At 55.5% G+C, this 16,308-nt stretch carries 16 protein-coding genes and 1 other RNA gene; 12 read left to right on the top strand and 5 right to left on the bottom strand.

What is annotated here, in order from left to right:
* Positions 1-116 precede the first annotated feature (116 nt).
* Positions 117-1,355: a phosphoglycerate dehydrogenase gene (gene serA, locus PW844_RS28615; protein ID WP_299460023.1), complete on the top strand. Its 1,239-nt coding sequence runs from the start codon at positions 117-119 to the stop codon at positions 1,353-1,355.
* Between the two features lie 52 nt (positions 1,356-1,407).
* Here the strand turns inward: serA and PW844_RS28620 are convergent, their stop codons facing one another.
* The 3 genes from PW844_RS28620 to zapA form a co-directional block, all read right to left on the bottom strand.
* Positions 1,408-1,998, bottom strand: a complete 591-nt coding sequence (locus PW844_RS28620; protein WP_299460026.1) for a 5-formyltetrahydrofolate cyclo-ligase — start codon at positions 1,996-1,998, stop codon at positions 1,408-1,410.
* A 76-nt stretch (positions 1,999-2,074) separates the two neighbouring features.
* A non-coding RNA gene (gene ssrS, locus PW844_RS28625) (6S RNA) lies at positions 2,075-2,258 on the bottom strand.
* 39 nt (positions 2,259-2,297) lie between these two features.
* The gene (zapA, locus tag PW844_RS28630) at positions 2,298-2,627 is read right to left on the bottom strand and encodes a cell division protein ZapA (protein WP_084876564.1); all 330 of its coding nucleotides are present in this window, start codon (positions 2,625-2,627) and stop codon (positions 2,298-2,300) included.
* 170 nt (positions 2,628-2,797) lie between these two features.
* On the opposite strand from zapA, the gene PW844_RS28635 reads away from it, so the two are divergent.
* From PW844_RS28635 to PW844_RS28675, 9 genes are all read left to right on the top strand, one after another.
* Positions 2,798-3,379, top strand: coding sequence for a YecA family protein (locus tag PW844_RS28635; RefSeq protein WP_299460031.1), 582 nt, complete (start codon positions 2,798-2,800; stop codon positions 3,377-3,379).
* 51 nt (positions 3,380-3,430) lie between these two features.
* Complete coding sequence (gene pepP, locus PW844_RS28640; RefSeq protein WP_299460034.1) at positions 3,431-4,753, top strand: Xaa-Pro aminopeptidase; 1,323 nt, start codon at positions 3,431-3,433, stop codon at positions 4,751-4,753.
* The gene (ubiH, locus tag PW844_RS28645) at positions 4,750-5,928 is read left to right on the top strand and encodes a 2-octaprenyl-6-methoxyphenyl hydroxylase (RefSeq protein WP_299460037.1); all 1,179 of its coding nucleotides are present in this window, start codon (positions 4,750-4,752) and stop codon (positions 5,926-5,928) included. Before pepP ends, ubiH begins: the two co-directional genes overlap by 4 nt.
* Before the next feature lie 20 nt (positions 5,929-5,948).
* Positions 5,949-7,151 (top strand): FAD-dependent 2-octaprenylphenol hydroxylase, encoded by a 1,203-nt coding sequence (ubiI, locus tag PW844_RS28650; protein ID WP_299460040.1) that lies wholly within the window; start codon positions 5,949-5,951, stop codon positions 7,149-7,151.
* Positions 7,152-7,615: 464 nt separating this feature from the next.
* On the top strand, positions 7,616-8,713 hold the full coding sequence (gene gcvT, locus PW844_RS28655; RefSeq protein WP_084876559.1) for a glycine cleavage system aminomethyltransferase GcvT: 1,098 nt from the start codon (positions 7,616-7,618) through the stop codon (positions 8,711-8,713).
* A gap of 21 nt (positions 8,714-8,734) precedes the next feature.
* Positions 8,735-9,121, top strand: coding sequence for a glycine cleavage system protein GcvH (gene gcvH, locus PW844_RS28660; protein WP_299460044.1), 387 nt, complete (start codon positions 8,735-8,737; stop codon positions 9,119-9,121).
* 83 nt (positions 9,122-9,204) lie between these two features.
* On the top strand, positions 9,205-12,078 hold the full coding sequence (gene gcvP / locus PW844_RS28665) for an aminomethyl-transferring glycine dehydrogenase (protein ID WP_299460047.1): 2,874 nt from the start codon (positions 9,205-9,207) through the stop codon (positions 12,076-12,078).
* A 60-nt stretch (positions 12,079-12,138) separates the two neighbouring features.
* Positions 12,139-12,882 (top strand): SDR family oxidoreductase, encoded by a 744-nt coding sequence (locus PW844_RS28670; protein WP_299460050.1) that lies wholly within the window; start codon positions 12,139-12,141, stop codon positions 12,880-12,882.
* 217 nt (positions 12,883-13,099) lie between these two features.
* Positions 13,100-13,753 (top strand): hemolysin III family protein, encoded by a 654-nt coding sequence (locus PW844_RS28675; RefSeq protein WP_299460053.1) that lies wholly within the window; start codon positions 13,100-13,102, stop codon positions 13,751-13,753.
* A 95-nt stretch (positions 13,754-13,848) separates the two neighbouring features.
* Here the strand turns inward: PW844_RS28675 and ygfZ are convergent, their stop codons facing one another.
* Positions 13,849-14,832, bottom strand: a complete 984-nt coding sequence (gene ygfZ / locus PW844_RS28680) for a tRNA-modifying protein YgfZ (protein ID WP_299460056.1) — start codon at positions 14,830-14,832, stop codon at positions 13,849-13,851.
* Positions 14,833-15,058: 226 nt separating this feature from the next.
* Here ygfZ and sdhE point away from each other — a divergent pair, with 226 nt between their 5' ends.
* Both sdhE and PW844_RS28690 read left to right on the top strand, forming a co-directional pair.
* A complete protein-coding gene (gene sdhE / locus PW844_RS28685; protein ID WP_084876553.1) occupies positions 15,059-15,325 on the top strand; it encodes an FAD assembly factor SdhE in 267 nt (88 codons plus the stop codon).
* On the top strand, positions 15,300-15,707 hold the full coding sequence (locus PW844_RS28690) for a protein YgfX (protein WP_299460060.1): 408 nt from the start codon (positions 15,300-15,302) through the stop codon (positions 15,705-15,707). The genes sdhE and PW844_RS28690 overlap by 26 nt, the downstream gene beginning before the upstream one ends.
* A 16-nt stretch (positions 15,708-15,723) precedes the next feature.
* On the opposite strand, the gene fldB is transcribed toward PW844_RS28690, so the two are convergent.
* Positions 15,724-16,242, bottom strand: coding sequence for a flavodoxin FldB (fldB, locus tag PW844_RS28695; protein ID WP_299460063.1), 519 nt, complete (start codon positions 16,240-16,242; stop codon positions 15,724-15,726).
* Positions 16,243-16,308 lie beyond the last annotated feature (66 nt).

The raw sequence follows: 16,308 nt of genomic DNA on the forward strand, positions 1-16,308 counted from the left end.
ACTGACGCGTGCTGGGGCGGAGGCAATCGATTGTCTTGCTGCAATCGAATTTTTTGATATTTTGACAGAAGGCTGGCTTATGGCAGCCCTCGTTGAATTCTGAATAGGGTCGGGAAATGGCAGAGTTATCACTGGAAAAAGACAAGATTAAGTTCCTGCTGGTGGAAGGTGTCCATCAGAGCGCGCTGGATAATCTGCGTGCGGCAGGTTACACCAACATCGAATTCCACAAAGGTGCATTGGATGCGGAGACGCTGAAGTCCTCCATCCGCGACGCGCACTTCATTGGTATCCGTTCCCGTACCCAACTGACCGAAGAGATTTTCGCTGCGGCTGAGAAACTGGTCGCGGTTGGCTGCTTCTGTATCGGCACCAATCAGGTCAACCTGAATGCAGCGGCAAAACGCGGTGTACCGGTGTTCAACGCCCCGTTCTCCAACACCCGTTCGGTGGCGGAGCTGGTGATTGGTGAAATGCTGCTGATGCTGCGTGGCATCCCGGAAGCGAACGCCAAAGCACATCGCGGTATCTGGAATAAAATTGCGTCGGGTTCCTACGAAGCGCGTGGCAAAAAGCTGGGCATCATTGGCTATGGCCACATCGGTATGCAGCTGGGCGTGCTGGCTGAGAGCCTCGGCATGCACGTGTTCTTCTACGATATCGAGAGCAAGCTGCCGCTGGGCAATGCGACCCAGGTGCGCCATCTGTCTGACCTGCTGAACATGAGCGATGTGGTCAGCCTGCACGTGCCGGAAACCCCGTCCACGCAGAATATGATCGGCGCCGCTGAACTGGCGCTGATGAAGCCGGGTGCGCTGCTGATTAACGCCGCACGCGGTACGGTGATTGATATTCCGGCGCTGTGCGATGCTTTGTCGAACAAACATCTGGCGGGTGCGGCAATTGACGTATTCCCGACTGAGCCCGCGACGAACAGCGATCCGTTTAACTCACCGCTGTGTGAATTTGATAACGTGATTCTGACGCCGCATATCGGTGGTTCGACTCAGGAAGCGCAGGAAAACATCGGCCTGGAAGTGTCTGGCAAGCTGGCGAAGTATTCGGACAACGGTTCTACGCTGTCTGCGGTGAATTTCCCGGAAGTGTCGTTGCCGATGCATGCTGCCAGTGCCAGCCGCCTGCTGCACATCCACGAAAACCGTCCGGGCGTGCTGACCGCCATCAACCAGATTTTTGCTGAGCAGGGCATCAACATTGCCGCCCAGTATCTGCAAACGTCTCCGCTGATGGGTTATGTGGTCATCGATATCGACGCTCAGCAGGATGTAGCGGACAAAGCGCTGCAACTGATGAAGGCGATTCCGGGTACCATCCGCGCACGTCTGCTGTACTGATTTAACATCGCGCTGCTGCATATCTTTGTAGCGGCGCGATTTATCGCGCCAATCACCACTGCCACAGCTTTGAGGGGGTAATCACCGCAGGCAAAGGCACATCCCACGCCGCTACCGGCAACGCTTCCACGCGCTGGCAATCATGCGCTATCCCGATGGGCAGGACACCATGTTGCTGCCAGTTTTGCAGGGTGCGATCGTAAAAACCCTTACCCATACCCAGACGCTGCCCGCTATGGTCGAACGCCACTAACGGCACCATGATCACATCCAGTTGATCGAGCGTTGCCATGCGGGTGATATCCAGCGGTGGCTCGGGGATACGCAATTTATTCGGGCTAAGCGGGGTGTCTGGCGTATAGCGCAGGAAGATCAGGTTACCGGGTGCAAAAGGATGCAATACGGGCAGATAAACCTGTTTTTTTTGTTGCCAGAGTTTGGCGATGAGCGGGCGGGTATTCAGTTCGCCATCCACGGAAAGGAACAGCGCGATGCGTTCGGCATTGGCAATCGGGGCAAAATTGATGGCGTGTTCAGCCAGCAAATCGGCTGCCTGTTCCTGCTGTTCTGCCGTGAGATTACGACGCAAATGGCGCACGTGTTGACGAATGTCTTGTCGGTCGCGTAGTGAGGGTTCAGACATGATATCCCCGGCAATGTCGGCTGTTGCCAGCCACTATATCACGCGTACCGGGGGATTACAGATGTGGAACTAAGTGGAGATCTCCGAGATGCCGCCGTAGGCTGTAACCCTTGAACCCTTGGTTCAAGGTGAATGTGTCGTCGCAACTATCAGGCTTCTCGGACGGACCGAGCATGCTCACAAGTTACGGAGCGCCACATTCTGTGGTAATGAAATATCGGCTCAGGGGACTGGCCCACATGCAAACATCTCAGAGAAAATTTACTTCACCGTTACTGTATCACGATAACCATGAAGTGTTATTCAAACTTTGTGCCCTGGCGATCAGTTATGCGACCTTGCTCAACTAATGCTTGTTCAATGGTCTGTTGCAGCATACGGATGCGTTGTTCCATATTGGCTGCGTAGTCGCGCGTTTTACCTTTCTCTTGTGCCAGCTCGTGGCAAATGTTTAACGCGGCGATGAACACCAGCTGCTCTGTATTTGTGACTCTAGTGCGAACTTTTAAATCTTGCAACCGTTGATTGAGGTCCTCAGCTGCCAGATTCAGCGCATCTTGCTGTTCAGGCGGACAATTCACTCTCAATGAACGACCAAAAATCTGAATATCTACCGGTTGTGCAGACATGCCACCTTCCTGACTGATTACTTCGCCCGCATCTCCCTTAGCAGTCAATGGCTTGGGAGGTGCGCAACTATATAGACCCGCGTGATAAGTTACAACCCCTTTTCTGGAAACCCTGAGGCACCTGGTGGTAGCATAACACGAACTTATTCTGCCAACGACGACGAAAGCTTATGTCTTTACAGAACGCAACGCCCACTTACAACGCGCTGGCTACGGCGCTTTCCCAGCAGGGCGTGGGAATGACCCCCGCTGAAATGCACGGCCTGATTTGCGGCATCCTGTGTGGCGGCAACCAGGATAACAGCTGGAAGACGCTGGTGCACGATCTCACCAACGAAGGCATGGCTTTTTCGCAAAGCCTGTCGCAGCCGTTACAGGCGTTACATGAAAGCCTGGCCAACACGCTGGATGAAGAGGGTTTCCTGTTTCAGCTGATGCTGCCTGATGACGATGACATCACGGTGTTTGACCGTGCCGATGCGCTGGCGGGATGGGTCAACCATTTCCTGCTGGGACTTGGTGTGACTCAGCCGAAGCTGGACAAAGTCACCGGCGAAACCGGCGAAGCGATTGATGACCTGCGTACCATCGCGCAACTGGGCTATGACGAAGATGAAGATCAGGAAGAACTCGAACAATCACTTGAAGAAGTGATTGAATACGTTCGTGTTGCCGCATTGCTGTGCCACGACACCTTCACCCAGCCGCAGCCACCCACTGCACCTGAAGTGAAGAAGCCAACGCTACACTAAGCGCGTCATTCCGGGTACTGCCGTGCCCGCTTTTCAACAGGGAGTGCAAATATGATTTCACTGGAAACCTTCCAGCAACGTCGTCAGGCGCTGATTGCCCGTATGGCGCCCGGTAGTGCCGCATTGATTTTTGCCGCGCCTGAAGTGACGCGCAGCAACGACAGCGAGTATCCCTTCCGTCAGAACAGCGATTTCTGGTATTTCACCGGTTTTAACGAGCCGCAGGCGTTGCTGGTGTTGATTAAAAGCGATGAGACCCACAACCACAGCGTGCTGTTCAACCGCGTGCGTGACCTGACGGCCGAAATCTGGTTTGGCCGTCGTCTGGGCCAGGATGCGGCACCGGCAAAACTCGGTGTGGACCGGGCATTGCCGTGGGACGACATCGGCGAGCAGCTGCATCAGCTGTTGAACGGCCTGGATGTGGTGTATCACGCCCAGGGCTTGTATGCCGAAGCGGATAACCTGGTGTTTAGTGCGCTGGATAAACTGCGTCGCGGCTTCCGGCAAAATCTGAGCGCGCCGGATACCCTCACCGACTGGCGTCCGTGGGTGCATGATATGCGCCTGTTCAAGGGGCCAGAAGAGATCGCCATCCTGCGGCGTGCCGGTGAGATCAGCGCGCTGGCGCATACCCGTGCGATGCAGGCTTGCCGCCCGGGGATGTTCGAATATCAGCTGGAAGGCGAGATCCAGCATGAATTCAATCGCCACGGTGCGCGTTTTCCGTCTTACAACACCATCGTCGGAGCAGGCGAAAACGGCTGCATCCTGCACTACACCGAAAATGAGTGCGAGATGCGTGATGGCGATTTGGTGCTGATTGACGCAGGCTGTGAATTCCAGGGCTATGCGGGTGATATCACCCGTACTTTCCCGGTCAACGGCAAGTTTAGCGACCCGCAGCGTGCCATTTACGACATCGTGCTGGCTTCGCTGTACAAAGCGCTGGAAATGTTCCGCCCAGGCATCAGCATCCATGATGTGAACGAAGAAGTGGTTCGCATTATGGTGACTGGCCTGGTTGAACTGGGTGTGATGGAAGGCGAAGTGGACGCACTGATTGCGGAACAGGCGCATCGCCAGTTCTTTATGCACGGGCTGAGCCACTGGCTGGGGCTGGATGTGCACGACGTCGGCCATTATGGCACCCCGAGCCGCGACCGCATCCTGGAACCTGGCATGGTGCTGACCATTGAACCCGGTCTGTATATCGCGCCGGATGCCAAAGTCCCGGCCCAGTATCGCGGTATCGGCATTCGTATTGAGGATGACATCGTGATCACTGCCGAAGGCAACGAGAATCTCACCGATAGCGTGGTGAAAGATGCCGACGCAATTGAAGCCTTAATGGCGGCGGCGCGTCAGGCATGACTATTCTGATTGCAGGCGGCGGCATGACCGGTGCCACGCTGGCGCTGGCCATATCCCATCTGACGCAGGGAAAACTGCCGGTGATGCTGATTGAACGCAGCGAACCGGACAGCCGTGCGCATCCGGGATATGACGGACGCGCTATCGCGCTGGCGGCAGGGACCTGCCAGCAACTGGCGGAAATTGATCTGTGGCGTTCGTTGCAGGATTGCGCCACGCCGATTACCCACGTCCATGTTTCTGACCGTGGTCATACCGGCTTTGTTTCGATGCAGGCGGCGGATTACCAGCTACCGGCACTGGGCCAGGTGGTGGAGCTGTTCGATGTCGGGCAGCGCCTGTTCCAGCGGCTGAAAAGCGCACCGGGCGTGACGCTACGTTGCCCGGCGCATGTCACGGCGGTGTCACGCAGTGCTGATAGCGTGCAGGTCACGCTGGACAGCGGCGAACAGCTGGATGGTGCGCTGCTGGTGGCGGCAGACGGCTCACGTTCACCGTTGGCGGCCTCTTGCGGCATCAACTGGCAGCGGGAGGATTACCAACAGCTGGCGGTGATAGCCAATGTCACCACGCAGTTGCCGCATCAGGGACGCGCCTTCGAACGCTTTACTGAACACGGTCCGCTGGCGTTGTTGCCGATGTCGGGCAATCGCATGTCGCTGGTGTGGTGTCATCCGCTGGACGAGAAAGACAAGCTGGCGCAGTGGGATGGCGCGACTTTTCTGCGCGAGCTGCAACAGGCGTTCGGCTGGCGGCTGGGACGCTTCACCCACACCGGCCAGCGCGAAATTTACCCGCTGGCGTTACAAACCGCCGAGCGGCAGGTGGCGCACCGGCTGGCGCTGGTGGGCAATGCGGCGCAGACGCTACATCCGATTGCCGGTCAGGGTTTTAACCTCGGCCTGCGTGATGTGATGTCGCTGGCGGAAACACTGGCGAGTGCCTGGCGTCACCAGCAGGATCCCGGCAGTTATGCGGTACTCCATCATTTTGCCGCTCGACGCCAACCGGATCGTGCGGCGACCATTGGCGTGACCGATGGTCTGGTACGATTATTTGCTAACCGTTATGCCACGCTGGTGGCAGGACGAAATCTTGGGCTGGTGGCAATGGACCATCTGCCGTGGCTGCGAAACCCCCTTGCCGCGCGGACGCTCGGCTGGGTAAAACGTTAAGCATGAATTAAGGGGCAGCAATGCAAACTTTTGATGTGGCTATCGCTGGCGGTGGCATGGTCGGACTGGCCGTCGCCTGCGGGCTGCAAGGCAGTGGATTGCGCGTTGCGGTGCTGGAGAAGGCGGCAGAGCCGCGATTTGATCCGCAAGCTGCGCCATCGATCCGCGTATCGGCGATCAATGCGGCCAGTGAACGCCTGCTGCAAAAGCTCGATGTCTGGTCAACGATTCTGGCATTGCGCGCCAGCGCTTATCACGGCATGGAAGTGTGGGACCAGGACAGTTTTGGCAGCATCAGTTTTGATGATGAGCAGCAGGGCTTAGCCCACCTCGGTCATATCATTGAAAATCCAGTGATTCATAGCGCATTATGGCAGCGCGCCAGCCAGTGCAGCGATATTACGTTGCTGGCTCCAGCGCAGTTGCAGCAGGTGGCTTTTGGCGACAACGAAGCCTTTATCACTCTGCAGGATGGCAGCATGATGAGCGCCCGTCTGTTGATCGCCGCCGACGGTGCCAACTCCTGGCTGCGTGACAAAGCGGATATCCCGATCACTTTCTGGGATTACGATCATCACGCGCTGGTGGCGAATATCCGCACTGACCTGCCGCACGATGCGGTGGCGCGCCAGGTGTTCCACGGTGACGGCATTCTGGCATTTTTGCCAATGCAGGACCCGCATCTGAGTTCGATTGTCTGGTCGTTGTCTCCCCAGGAAGCCACGCGTTTGCAGGATATGCCTGAAGCGCTGTTCAATCAGCAGCTTTCTGTGGCTTTCGATATGCGCCTTGGTTTGTGCCAGGTGGAGAGCGAGCGTAAAACCTTCCCGCTGATGGCACGCTATGCGCGTAATTTTGCTGCACACCGGCTGGCGCTGGTGGGCGATGCTGCGCACACTATCCATCCGTTGGCCGGGCAGGGCGTGAATCTGGGCTTTATGGATGCCGCAGAGTTGATCGGTGAAATTCGCCGTTTGCACAGTCAGGGCAAGGATATTGGACAGCATCTGTATCTGCGTCGCTATGAGCGCAGCCGTAAGCACAGCGCTGCGCTGATGCTGGCGGGTATGCAGGGCTTCCGTGAACTTTTTGCCGGGAGTAATCCAGCGAAAAAATTCCTGCGTGACGTCGGCCTGAAACTGGCGGACACCCTGCCTGGGGTTAAACCGATGATGCTGAAGCAGGCCATGGGGCTGAACGATATCCCCGGCTGGCTGCGCTAACCTTCTCTAAATCTGCACAAATTCCGTAACGGCGAGATTTATCGCGCCGTTACAGCCATTCATTCTTCCCCAGCTAATTCCCCGTTTGCACCACCATGATGCAGACTCGCCCTGTTTTTGCGCCTCGTTTGATTTATTCTAATTTTACGCAGGAATTCGCATTATATTTTCTCATGTCATGGTGGTTTTTTTTCGGTGCCATTTGCCCACTCATGGCGTTGGATTCCATTATTTTGCTACATAAAAGTTATGTTGTTGTATTTTGTGCGTGTTTAATCACATAAATCCAGTGGATTATCCTGCATTCTGTGCGGCGCTTCGCAGGCGACAGACTTTGTTTCGCCCTCGTTTTCCTTATGGTTAATTCGAGCGTTCGGTGGTAACGTCAGCGCAAAGAGAACGTTTGCGTCAGCCATCATGGCTACGCAGGCGCGTCACGCTCACTTGTTTTCTACAGGATGGTTATGACTCAGCAAACGCCTCTATTCGAACAACATCAGGCCAGCGGCGCCCGCATGGTGGACTTTCACGGCTGGATGATGCCTCTGCATTACGGCTCACAAATGGATGAGCACCACGCGGTACGTACTGATGCCGGCATGTTTGACGTTTCCCACATGACCATCGTCGATCTGCGCGGGGCGAGCACCCGTGAATTCCTGCGTTATCTGCTGGCAAATGATGTCGCCAAACTGACCCAGCCAGGCAAAGCGCTTTACACCGGCATGCTGAACGCTTCCGGTGGCGTCATTGATGATTTGATTGTTTACTTTATGACCGAGGACTTTTTCCGTCTGGTGGTGAACTCCGCTACGCGTGAAAAAGATCTGCAATGGATTGGTGAACACGCGAAGAAATACGGGGTGACGTTGACCGAACGTGATGATCTGGCGCTGATTGCGGTACAGGGACCCAATGCCCAGCAAAAAGCACAGTCGTTGTTTAGCGCGGCACAACGTGAGGCTGTAGCGGGCATGAAGCCATTCTTCGGCGTTCAGGCGGAAGATTTGTTTATTGCTACCACCGGTTATACCGGCGAAGCGGGCTACGAGATTGCCTTGCCTGCTGGCGCTGCTGCGGATTTCTGGCAGCGTTTGCTGGCGGCAGGTGTCAAACCGGCGGGTCTGGGTGCACGTGATACGTTGCGTCTGGAAGCGGGGATGAACTTGTATGGACAGGAGATGGATGAAGGCGTCTCACCGCTGGCGGCCAACATGGGCTGGACCATTGTCTGGGAACCGACCGACCGTGATTTTATTGGCCGTGCCGCGCTGGAAGCTCAGCGTGCTGCAGGGACAGAAAAACTGGTGGGCCTGGTAATGACCGAAAAAGGGGTGCTGCGTAACGGCTTGCCGGTACGTTTCACCGATGAACAGGGTCAGCCGCAGCAGGGTATTATTACCAGTGGTTCCTTCTCTCCAACGCTGGGTTACAGCATTGCGCTGGCACGCGTGCCAGCGGGAATTGGCGAGCAGGCGATTGTGGAAATCCGCAACCGTGAAATGCCGGTGAAGGTCACCAAACCAATTTTTGTTCGCGCCGGTAAGCCGGTCGCTCAGTAACTTTTTTCAGGAGATTTGGCGATGAGCAATGTACCAAAAGAATTGAAGTACAAAGATAGCCACGAGTGGGTGCGTAAAGAAGCCGACGGTACTTTCACCGTCGGGATTACCGAACATGCCCAGGAACTGTTAGGTGACATGGTATTTGTTGACCTGCCAGAAGTGGGACGCGTTGTTGCAGCTGGTGAAGATTGTGCAGTAGCAGAATCAGTGAAAGCCGCTTCTGACATCTATGCCCCGCTGAGCGGCGAAATCATTGAGATTAACGAAGAACTGGAAGGTTCGCCGGAACTGATCAACAGCGATCCGTACAGCGATGGCTGGTTGTTCAAAATCAAAGCCAGCGATGAGTCTGAACTTGACTCGATGCTGGACGCCGATGCGTACAAAGCTTCCATCGACGAATAAGTATGCGTAACAGAAGGTGTCGCCAGGCGGCACCTTCGTTTTTATCTGTATTAATACCCAGCCCGACTCAGGATTTACTGCTAATGACTCAGACTCTCAGCCAGCTTGAACATAACGGTGCTTTCATTGAGCGCCATATCGGCCCTACGCCGGAGCAACAGGCCACCATGCTGGAAGCGATTGGTGCCAGCTCACTGGAAGCGTTGATCGGTTCCATCGTGCCTGCCGACATCCAACTGCCGGGCCCGCCCGCGGTGGGTGATGCCGCCACTGAGCAGCAGGCGCTGGCTGAGTTGAAAGCCATTGCCAGTCAGAACCAGCGTTACAAATCCTGGATTGGTATGGGTTACACTGCAGTGATCACCCCGCCGGTGATTCTGCGCAACATGCTGGAGAATCCGGGCTGGTACACCGCTTACACGCCGTATCAGCCGGAAGTATCACAGGGCCGTCTCGAAGCGCTGCTTAACTTCCAGACCCTGACGCTGGATCTTACTGGCCTCGACATCGCATCGGCGTCACTGCTGGACGAAGCCACTGCCGCCGCTGAAGCGATGGCGATGGCAAAACGCGTCAGCAAGCTGAAAACTGCCAACAAATTCTTTATCGCCGACGATATCCATCCGCAGACGCTGGATGTGGTGCGTACTCGTGCTGAAACCTTTGGTTTTGAACTGATTATCGACAGCGCGGAAAAAGCGCTCGATCATGACGACCTGTTCGGTGTGCTGCTGCAACAGGCAGGTACTACCGGTGAAGTGCATGATTACCGCGCACTGATGAGCGAGCTGAAAAGCCGCAAAGTGGTGGTGAGTGTCGCCGCTGATTTTATGGCGCTGGTGCAGCTGGAAGCTCCAGGCAAGCAGGGCGCAGACATCGTGTTTGGCTCTGCGCAGCGCTTTGGCGTGCCGATGGGCTACGGTGGTCCGCACGCGGCCTTCTTTGCCAGCCGCGACGAACATAAACGCTCGATGCCGGGCCGTATCATCGGTGTTTCACGCGATGCGGCGGGCAACACTGCGCTGCGCATGGCGATGCAGACCCGCGAACAACATATCCGTCGTGAAAAAGCCAACTCCAACATCTGTACTTCACAGGTGCTGCTGGCGAATATCGCCGCTTTCTATGCGGTCTATCATGGACCAGCTGGCCTGAAGCGTATCGCTTCACGTATTCACCGTCTGACCAGCATTCTGGCTGCCGGGTTGAAAAACGGTGGCCTGAAACTGCGCCACAACAGCTGGTTCGATACTTTGACGGTTGACGTGGCTGATAAAGCGGCGGTACTTAACCGTGCGCTGAGCTTTGGTGTCAACCTGCGCAGCGACATCCATAACGCGGTGGGTATCACCCTGGATGAAACCACCCGTCGTGAAGATGTGCAGGCGTTATTCGCTATTCTGCTGGGCGATGCCCACGGCCAGGATATTGATGCGCTGGATAGCGCAGTTGCCGCTGAAAACAGCGCGATTCCGGCGGGCCAGCAGCGTCAAAGCGCCATTCTGGAACATCCTGTGTTCAACCGTCATCACAGCGAAACTGAGATGATGCGTTACATGCACAGCCTGGAGAAAAAGGATCTGGCGCTGAACCAGGCGATGATCCCACTGGGTTCCTGCACCATGAAACTCAATGCCGCAGCCGAAATGATTCCAATCACCTGGCCGGAATTCGCTGAAATGCATCCGTTCTGTCCGTCAGAGCAGGCAGCGGGTTATCTGCAAATGATCGGCCAGCTGTCGCAGTGGCTGGTGCAGCTGACCGGTTATGACGCGCTGTGTATGCAGCCGAACTCGGGCGCACAGGGAGAATATGCCGGTCTGCTGGCGATTCGCCGTTATCACGAAAGCCGCAATGAAGGCGACCGTCATATCTGCCTGATCCCCAGTTCCGCACACGGCACCAACCCGGCGTCTGCACAGATGGCGGGCATGTCAGTGGTGGTAGTCGCCTGTGACAAACAGGGCAACATCGACCTCGGTGACCTGCGTGAGAAAGCAGCACAGTCGGGCGATAAGCTTTCCTGCATCATGGTGACGTATCCGTCTACCCATGGCGTGTACGAAGAAACAATCCGTGAAGTGTGCCAGATTGTGCATCAGTACGGCGGCCAGGTTTATCTTGATGGTGCCAACATGAACGCGCAGGTGGGTATCACCACACCAGGCTACATCGGTGCGGATGTTTCTCACCTTAACCTGCACAAAACCTTCTGCATTCCGCACGGCGGTGGCGGCCCGGGTATGGGACCGATCGGCGTGAAAGCGCATCTGGCCCCCTTCGTGCCGGGCCACAGCGTGGTGCAGATTGATGGCGTACTGACCCAGCAGGGCGCGGTTTCCGCAGCGCCGTTTGGCAGCGCTTCGATTCTGCCGATCAGCTGGATGTACATCCGTATGATGGGCGCAGAAGGACTGAAACAGGCCAGTTCAGTAGCAATTCTCAATGCTAACTACATCGCCAGCCGTCTGCAGTCAGCCTACCCGATTCTGTATACCGGTCGCGATGGCCGCGTTGCGCATGAATGTATTCTGGATATCCGTCCGCTGAAAGAGCAAACCGGCATCAGCGAGCTGGACATTGCCAAACGCCTGATTGACTACGGCTTCCATGCGCCGACCATGTCGTTCCCGGTTGCCGGTACGCTGATGGTCGAGCCGACGGAATCGGAGAGCAAAATCGAACTGGATCGCTTTATCGACGCCATGCTGGCGATTCGTATGGAGATCGATCGTGTGGCTGATGGTGAATGGCCGCTCGAAGACAACCCGCTGGTCAATGCGCCGCATACCCAGATGGAAATTGTCGGTGAGTGGGCGCATCCGTACACCCGCGAGCTGGCCGTGTTCCCGGCAGGTAGCGCCAATAAATACTGGCCGACGGTAAAACGCCTGGATGATGTCTTCGGCGACCGCAATCTTTTCTGTAGCTGTGTCCCGATGAGTGAGTACGCGTAAGCTACACTCTTTCCCATCACAGCAAAGGTCGGGCAACCGGCCTTTTTTTATGGAGGTAATATGGAACTGGCATTGGTCACCGGAGCGAGTCGCGGGATTGGTCGTGCTACCGCGTTATTACTGGCAAAAGCAGGCTACTGCGTGGCGGTGAATTATCGCCAGCGTGAAACAGAAGCGCTTCAGGTGGTTGCGGAGATCGCATCACAGGGTGGCCGCGCGTTTGCGGTTCAGGCCGATATCGCTGACGAAGCACAGGTGCTGAAGATGTTCGGGCAACTCGATGGTCATGATGCTGAGCTGAAAGTGCTGGTGAACAACGCCGGTATCCTGTTTCAGCAGTGCCGGGTAGAGGATCTGGCTGTGGAACGTATCCAGCGCGTGTTTGCTACCAATGTGACCGGCACTTTTCTGTGCTGCCGCGAAGCAGTGAAACGCATGGGGACGCATCACGGCGGCAGCGGAGGATCCATCATCAACGTGTCATCTGCCGCAGCCAGACTCGGTTCGCCAAACGAATATGTGGATTACGCCGCGTCCAAAGGCGCGATGGATACCCTGACCAAAGGCCTGTCGCTGGAAGTCGCTTTGCAGGGAATTCGCGTGAATGGCGTGCGTCCGGGACCGATCTACACCGAAATGCATGCCGACGGTGGAGAACCTGGCCGGGTTGATCGGGTCGCGAGTGGGATCCCGATGGGGCGCGGCGGTCAGCCGCAGGAAATCGCCGCCGCTATTGTCTGGCTGGCAAGCGATGCTGCGTCCTACATCACCGGCACCATCATTGATGCAGCGGGTGGGCGCTAACCAGAATTCAGATATTCTCCGAACCGTCGCGGCGCGATTTATCGCGCCGACATTAGCCTGTCATCTTCCTGACATTTTCCCATTGTCTGATCACTCAGGTTGAAACACCGATACACAGTTTAATTTTAGCGTACATGTGTACACTGAAATTATTCCTGGTTACTCTGATGCACAGAAAAAGCACAGTTTGTTTCTTCGTTGTTCAGGATGCACTCGTATGGTAAAGAACCGTCTTATCGCTCATGGCTATTCGCTGGCAGAAGAGATCGCTAACAGCATCAGCCACGGTTTGGGCTGCCTGTTTGGCATCGTTGGTTTAGTATTGATGCTGACACAAGCTATTGAAATGCGGGCTAATGTTACGGCAATCACCAGCTACAGCCTGTATGGCGCCAGCATGATTTTGCTGTTTCTTGCTTCAACGCTTTACCACGCTATTCCACACCAGAAAGCCAAGTACTGGCTGAAAAAATTCGACCACTGCGCCATCTACCTCTTAATTGCGGGAACTTACACGCCTTTCCTGCTGGTAGGACTGAAATCCCCGCTGGCACATGGTCTGATGGTCGTGATTTGGAGTATAGCGCTGGCAGGCATCATTTTTAAACTCACCATCGCCCATCGTTTCGAAGCATTATCGCTGGTGACTTACCTTTGTATGGGTTGGCTCTCGCTAGTGGTGATTTATCAGCTGGCGATGAAATTGTCAGCAGGCGGTGTCTGGCTGCTGGCGGCGGGGGGAATTGTCTATTCGCTCGGCGTGATTTTTTATGTCGCGCGGCGTATTCCTTACAATCACGCGATCTGGCACGCTTTTGTGCTGGGTGGCAGCATTTGCCACTTCTGTGCGATTTACTTCTATGTGATGTAAGTAGCATTTATCGCGTCATGAACATCAATTACCAGGTACGAATGAATTCGTACCCTACAAAACGTAGGGACGGCATTTATGCCGTCCGGGTAAAATTAATCTTCCAGTGAATAAGGCAGTGGCTGAATAGTCAGTTTACCGCCTTCGTCACCTTCCACCCGCAGTACGCTATCCGGCTCCAGGTCGTTATTCATCACCACCTGCACCCATATTTCACCGTCATCCAGCTGAACCGCTGTAAGAACGGTGCCGGTACGACGCCACTTATCACCCATCTGCAATTCCAGTGAACCATCGACCTGTGGCAGATGGCTGGCATTACCCGCAAGCCAGTACAGGGCGCGTTTATTGGCACCACGGAATTTGGCACGCGCCACCATCTCCTGCCCGGTGTAACAACCTTTTTTAAAGCTGATAGCGTCGAGCGCCTGTAGATTAGTGGCCTGCGGAATCAGCTGCGCGCTGGTGGCGCTATCGATCACCGGAATACCCGCTTCAATATCCAGTGCCAGCCACTGGGTGCTGTCATTGAGCTGCGCATCACCTTTCAGCTTATCTTTCAGGGTTTCAGCCTGTGTCAGGGTGGTGACCAGCAGAAAGCGCTCCGCTGGCTGTTCAAACCACAGCAGGGTGGTGTCGTCCTGTTGTACCACTGGCGTGGCCGCATCGGGCAGAATCGGGAACTGACCTGCCAGCGCGGTGCGTGCCTGGAAACCGGCGACGCCCAGCAGCACGGCATCGTCATCGGCAGCGATGGTGACTTTAGCGAACACCGCATACTTTTTCAGCTCAGCCAGCTGGGTGTCACGCAGATTGCGACGAACCAGGTAGCCATAACCTTCGCCGCGATGGAACAGGCGCAGGCTGGTCCACATTTTCCCTTTGGCATCACAATGCGCCGCCGGGCGATGCTGGGTAGCATCCAGAGCCGCCACGTCCAGCGTCAGCTGGCCTTGCAGATAGGAGGTGCTGTCTTTGCCTTGCACCGAAACCAACGCCCACTCATCAAGAGACATCAGGGTTAATGGCAGACGAGAAGATGCCGCAGGCTGGCGTGGCGGAAGGGTATAAATAGGCATGGGCTATTCCTGATTATTGGGTTCATCCGTAGATAATGATTCCATGTTAAAAGAGCCGCGCGGCATTGCAACCTGTTTGCGGAATCCGACGCACAAATCGCGTGATAACCCTGCATTGTGTAAAAGGGTTTTGCGCGTTGATGCACAGCAACCTAAGCCACGCCTGCAGCCATGAAAAAAAGCAGGTACACTGAGCGCCATTGTTTGCCGCTGTGGAAAAAGACACATGGATATTCATGACAAATCCCGCGTCCAATGGGCGTGCCGTCGTGGCATGCTGGAACTGGACATCGCCATCATGCCGTTTTTCAAATATGAATATGATTCTCTGACCGACGCCGACAAGCAGGTGTTTATTGCCTTGCTGAAAAGTGACGACCCTGATTTGTTTAACTGGATGATGAACCACGGTGAGCCTGCTGACCCCGAGTTCAAACGCATGGTGAAACTGATTCAGCAGCGCAATCGTGAACGCGGTCCGGTGGCAATGTAATTTGCATCCGTCGCGCAGCGCGCGTGCGTTGCAGGCGCTGATGCTCGGTTGCTGTTGTGCGCTGGTTGTGGCTCTGCCCTGGCCGGAGATGTGGCGCTGGGGCAAAGTTCCGCTGCTGTTATTACTGCTGGCAGAAGGCTGGCGCAACCACAGGTTGCTTCAGCAACGTCGTGGACGGCTGGCACTGGATCAACAAGGTAACTGGGAGTGGGATAACAGCAACTGGCGCAATGCGCGTGCGCCGGGCTGGTTGCCGATTGGCGTGTTGCTGGTGCTGCGTAATCAACAGGGGCAGCGCAGGCGATTATGGCTGATGTATGACAACATGCCAGAAGACAGCTGGCGCAGATTACGCGCCAGCTGTTTTACCGCCAACCTGTAGCGGCAACCATTACGCCTTACAGCAGGGCGGCGGTTTCCGTCAGAATCTGTTCACACCACTGTTCGATACGTTCATCACTCAGTTCGAACTGGTTAACATCGTCGAGCGCCAGGCCGACAAATTGTTTGCCGTCGGCGGTGAGGGGTTTCGGGCTGGTAAATTCATAGCCATCCAGCGGCCAGTAGCCGACAAACTGCACGCCCATCGATTGCAGCAGCTCATGCAGCATACCCAGCGCATCAAGAAACCATTCGCTGTAGCCAATCATGTCGCCCATGCCATATAGCGCGACAATTTTCCCGCGCAGATTCAGTGCCGGGATTTGTGGCCAAATCGCTTCCCAGTCTTCCTGCAATTCACCAAAATCCCAGGTGGGAATACCGAGGATCAGCAAATCGTACTGCTCCATCAGCGTGGGATCGTCATCTTTCAGATTATGCAGGGTGACTAATTCTCCACCAATAAAGTCGCGGATCTTCTCCGCAGTCATTTCGGTGTAGCAGGTACTTGAACCGTAAAACAGGCCGATATTCATGCAATTAATGCTCTGGCTGAAACTGACTTTGGCGCAATTGTACCAGAAGCAGGCGCTTTTCAGGCA

The sequence above is a fragment of the Pantoea sp. genome (genome assembly GCF_028283705.1).
GTDB lineage: Bacteria > Pseudomonadota > Gammaproteobacteria > Enterobacterales > Enterobacteriaceae > Pantoea.